A 1,012-nucleotide genomic window follows, 5' to 3' on the forward strand; every position below is an offset into this window, starting at 1 on the left:
GGACATTAACATATAAAGGATCACTATTTAATTTATCAATTTCAGCATCATCTAACTGTAGACTCTTCGAGATGTTTATTTGATTATTATCAGAAACTTCAAGATTTAGAAATCCATCGCCGTTTTCTGTGGAAGATCCTTCATGAATATACCCGCCAGTAATTGCATCACTTGCTGCCAGGTTATTGATATTGATTTCTACTCTATAGTACAGCATGTCATCCACAGTCCTCATATAAATAACTCCCTCTTCATTTCTATTGGTAACAGGAGGAACTTCATTATTTCGAGATAAAGCAACATCATAAGCATCATCAATATCATGACCAACCTGTCCCCTAATTAATCCTTGAGGACTTTCTTCGGAATGTACATTTAGATATATGCCCTCTCCCTGTAGAAGCGATACTTGATCTTGTGTCAGTTGTATAGTGCCGCTTGCGAAATTTCCTGAAAAGGATATTTCGTTTCCACCCACTAATACAATTTCAGCAGCTCCAGTAGATACTACATCTCCACTGTGGATACGGGAAATATTTAACTTATCGGATGAAGAAAGATTGTTTACCATAATAGCAAACATCAATGTATTATCGTCGTATAATTCCAGTACAGCTGTACCGGACTCATTTCTGTCGGCGACCATTGGAATAGAATTAGCAGATTTTAGAGTGACCTCAAAAGAACTTAACAGGGTTTTGGCCGGACCATCATCACTGCAACTTATCACCAATGAAAGGTTAATACATAAGATTATCACCAATAAAAGGTTGATACACAAGAGTAAACCAAGGATTCTTTTCATAATGAAATATTTTGTTTAATAAAAAACATCTTATTGTAACAATAATTAAGAAGATTGGGTTAATAAATCATGGTAAAGTAAATGCCAAATTTTGGATATAATGGTATCACATTGATAGCTTATATAGAAACTGTGAATTTCATTTGCTTTTATTGTTACCACCAGATTTCATAGTCAATGGCTAGAACCCTATCTTCATCAATTATA

General features: G+C 34.5%; 1 protein-coding gene. It reads right to left on the reverse strand.

The features are described from left to right. Window positions 1-805, reverse strand: an 805-nt coding sequence (locus tag OOZ15_RS19860; RefSeq protein ID WP_265958179.1) for a CHRD domain-containing protein, incomplete at its 3' end; no start/stop codon positions are given. Between the last annotated feature and the right edge of the window lie 207 nt (window positions 806-1,012).

The sequence above is a fragment of the Galbibacter kalidii genome (assembly GCF_026241135.1).
GTDB lineage: Bacteria > Bacteroidota > Bacteroidia > Flavobacteriales > Flavobacteriaceae > Galbibacter.